Origin of the sequence: Synechococcus sp. R55.8, assembly GCF_047461895.1 — a bacterium.
Taxonomy (GTDB): domain Bacteria; phylum Cyanobacteriota; class Cyanobacteriia; order Thermostichales; family Thermostichaceae; genus Thermostichus.
The window spans coordinates 2445-6109 of sequence record NZ_JANSIB010000083.1 but is presented as its reverse complement, the minus strand read 5'-3'; the positions used below and the strand labels follow the sequence as shown (position 1 = coordinate 6109).

Here is a 3665-nt window from a genome sequence, read left to right as displayed (position 1 = left end):
CTCAACCCATCAAATAAATAAGAGAGGACACTTGGCATCGCTGGCTTACCCATCAGATCTGGGATCCTTTTACTCTGAACTTGCACCTTGCGTATGATGCACATCGACAGAAAGCCAGATTTAAGCTGGGGAAGTATCTGCCAAACGCCTGCGCCAAAGCTGGACAGTGACCCAAAGCTGCCTGCCTTGGGTGCGCACCCAACCCACCAGTCCATCCGGCAACACCAGCACCACCAGCAGGAACAATCCCCCCTGGAAAAACAACCAAATTTCGGGAAAATTTTCGCTCAGCAAGCTCTTGGCAAAGTTGACCAACAGAGCCCCCAGCACCGCCCCCACCAAACTGGCCCGACCGCCCACCGCCACCCAGATTACCATCTCAATGGAAAAGGGAACGGCCATCGCATTGGGAGAGATGATCCCAGTTTGCAAGGTAAACAAAGCTCCGGCAACACCCGCCAGGGCAGCAGACACGGCAAACACCAGAACTTTAAAGCCGGTGGGATCGTAGCCGGAAAAACGAACCCGCGGCTCGTCATCTCGAATGGCTACCAGGATCCGACCGAATAGGCCGCTGGTCAGCCAACGACAGAGAAGGTAAGCCAAAACCACCGCCAGAACTGTAGTGACATAGACAGCAAAGCGCATTTCGGACGAGTTGACATCTAGGCCAAACAAAGTCTGGAAGTTGGTCAGGCCGTTGGTGCCGTTGATTAAGCGCTGTTGGCCGTTGAAGAAGTTAAAGAAAATAATCGTGGTGGCCTGAGTTAAAATGGAAAAATAAACCCCTCGGATGCGATTTCTCACCACCAAATACCCCAGGGCTGCCGCCACCAAAGCCGGGATCAAGACCACAGCAACAGCCGTAAACGGAAACGAATAAAAGGGATACCAAAACCAGGGCAATTCCGTTACCCCGTAGAGGCTGAAAAACTCCGGTATCTGACCTTCCGGCAATTGCAATTTCAGGTGCATCCCCAGAGCGTAGCCCCCCAAGGCGAAGAACACCCCATGTCCCAGACTGAGCATGCCGGTATAGCCCCAGATGAGGTCGATTCCCAAAGCTACAATGCTGAGGGCCAGAAACCGCCCCAACAAGTTGAGCCGAAAGCCAGACAGCACAGTTGGGGCCACAAAGATCAAGGCCAGCACCAAAACGATGAGGATCCCGGCCTCCCACAGAAGCTTGCGAGAAGAATTGGGATCCCCACCCGCGGCGGGAGCAGCCACTTCATGATCAGCACGGGGGGAATGAACCAGTTTCATGGGCTTTGTGAGGGAGTAGAAGATGGAGAGTCTGGTCCTAGAGTTTTCGCCAAGCGAGATCATTCCCTAGGCATCCACCATACGACCTTTTTCGGGGAAAAGGCCCCGAGGTCGCACCTGCAAAAAGGCCACGATCAAAGCAAAGACCATCACCTTGGCCATGCTCGTGGTGGCAAAAAAGTTGAGGGTATCGGTCAGGATGGGCACGTTGGGAAAAATCAAAGCCAGCGTCCCTGAGCCGATGACAAAGTTGGCAATCCCGATCCCAAGCGCTGCCACAATGCTGCCCAAAAGCTTACCGACACCCCCCACGACGACCACCATAAAGGTATCCACGATGTAGTTTTGGCCGGTGTTCGGCCCCACGGATCCCAGCAGGCTGACCGCCACGCCGGCCACTCCCGCCAGACCCGAACCGATGGCAAAGGTAAGGGCATCCACCTTTTGCGTGGGGATCCCTACACAGGCGCTCATGGCCCGATTTTGGGTAACCGCCCGGATGCGCAGCCCCCAGCGGGTGCGTTGCAAGAAGAAGTACAGCCCTAGGATGCAGAAGACAGTGAGGGCGATGATAAACAGGCGGGTATTGGGCAAAAACAGGCTGCCCACCGGGATCCCACCCCCCAGCCAACGGGGAGCGGTCACATCTTTGTTCTGGGCTCCAAACCAGGGTTGAGTGACTGCTAAAGCATAGGTTTGCGCCAGCACCCGCCCCCCCACCGCTGCAATGGCCGTGGAAAGCACCAGTAGCAGCGCCAGCGTCCACCCTTTGAGGCGCGGCCAATCCGTTCGCCTGGCCAAGAGCCACCAGCCGCCAAAAAAGAGCACCGCGAAGGCCCCCAAGCGGAAAGCCAGCACCCAATTGACGCTGCGCACAAACTGCTGCAGGATCAGGCTCACGCCCCAGGTGGCCAAAAGGGTCTCCAAGGGTCGGCCATACAAAAAGCGAATCACCCCCCGCTCGAGGGCTAGTCCCACCAGAGCCGTGACGGCAAAGGCAGCTACCAAAGCTGGAAAGATGTACAGATCCCGCCAGGGATCCCCTAGGGGACGAAAGGCATTTTGAACCACAAAAGTGGTGTAGGCCCCCAACATCATCAGCTCCCCATGGGCCATGTTGATGACCCCCATGAGGCCGAAAACAATGGCCAAGCCCAAGGCGGCTATCAGCAAGACGGTGCCGATGCTAAGGCCGTTGAACAAGCTGTCCAGGAGCAAGGTCATGGGCAGGGGATCCTCCTTCCAACTAAACTAGGGAGGCTAACCGAGCATCTAGGCGGGATCCCCGACCCTATCCAAACGGCAAGGGATCCCAGCCCTGGCCAGGACTAGCTGACTTTGTAGCGACCGCCCTTGGCCGGATCTGACCAATCGCAGGCAAAGCCCTTGGTCTCTGCCACAAACTGGTTCCAGGGCTGCGGCTCCACGGCATCCGTAGAAAAGATGACATCAAACAAACCGTCAGAGCGCACCTGGCCGATCCGCACATACTTGGTCAGGTGGTGATTGGTGTTCATGGTTACCAAGCCTTCTGGGGCATCAAAGGTCTGGCCATAGGCTGCCTGCCGCACGGCGTCGATTTCCACTGTTCCCGCTTTTTCCACTGCCTGCTTCCAGATGTAAACCATGATGTAGGCGGCTTCCATCGGGTCGTTGGTGACGCGGTTTTGGCCGTATTCTGCCTTGAAAGCTTCCACAAACTTCTTGTTGGCAGGCGTATCCACCGTCATAAAGTAGTTCCAGGCGGCGAAGTGCCCTTCCAAGAATTCGGGGCCGATGGCCTGTACCTCTTCTTCAGCAATGCTGACGGACATGGAAGGATAGCGATCCGGCCCCAGCCCTGCCCCTTTCAACTGTTTGAAAAAGGCCACGTTGCTGTCGCCGTTCAAGCTGTTGTAGATCACACCGCCATTGGGAAGAGCGGCCCGGATCTTGCTGATGATGGGGGTAACTTCTGTGTTGCCCAAAGGCAGATAGTCTTCACCCACCACTTTGCCCCCCAGGGCTTCCAACTGGGCCTTGATGATGGTGTTGGCCGTGCGGGGGAACACATAGTCGGATCCCACCAGGAAGAACTCTTTGCCCTTGTTCTTGAGCAGCCATTCCACCGAAGGCTCGATCTGCTGGTTGGGGGCAGCGCCGGTGTAGAAGATGTTTTTGGAGCACTCTTGTCCTTCGTACTGCACGGGATACCAGAGCAGGTGCTGCTTGGATTCAAACACCGGCAAAACCGCTTTGCGACTGGCCGAAGTCCAGCAGCCGAATACCGTTGCCACCTTGTCCACATCGATCAATTTGGTGGCTTTCTCGGCAAAGGTTGGCCAATCGGAAGCCCCATCCTCGATAATCGGCTCGATCTGCTTGCCCAAAACCCCACCGGCGGCATTGATCTCTTTGAT

3 protein-coding genes are annotated in these 3665 nt (G+C 56.3%); all 3 read right to left on the bottom strand.

The window, feature by feature from the left end; all coding sequences use genetic code 11:
• Positions 1–120 precede the first annotated feature (120 nt).
• Positions 121–1329: an urea ABC transporter permease subunit UrtC gene (urtC, locus tag NW829_RS09115; protein ID WP_414406554.1), complete on the bottom strand. Its 1209-nt coding sequence runs from the start codon at positions 1327–1329 to the stop codon at positions 121–123.
• A gap of 3 nt (positions 1330–1332) precedes the next feature.
• Positions 1333–2490, bottom strand: a complete 1158-nt coding sequence (gene urtB, locus NW829_RS09110; protein WP_414416924.1) for an urea ABC transporter permease subunit UrtB — start codon at positions 2488–2490, stop codon at positions 1333–1335.
• A 104-nt stretch (positions 2491–2594) separates the two neighbouring features.
• On the bottom strand, positions 2595–3665 hold a 1071-nt coding region (gene urtA, locus NW829_RS09105), incomplete at its 5' end, for an urea ABC transporter substrate-binding protein (RefSeq protein ID WP_414416923.1).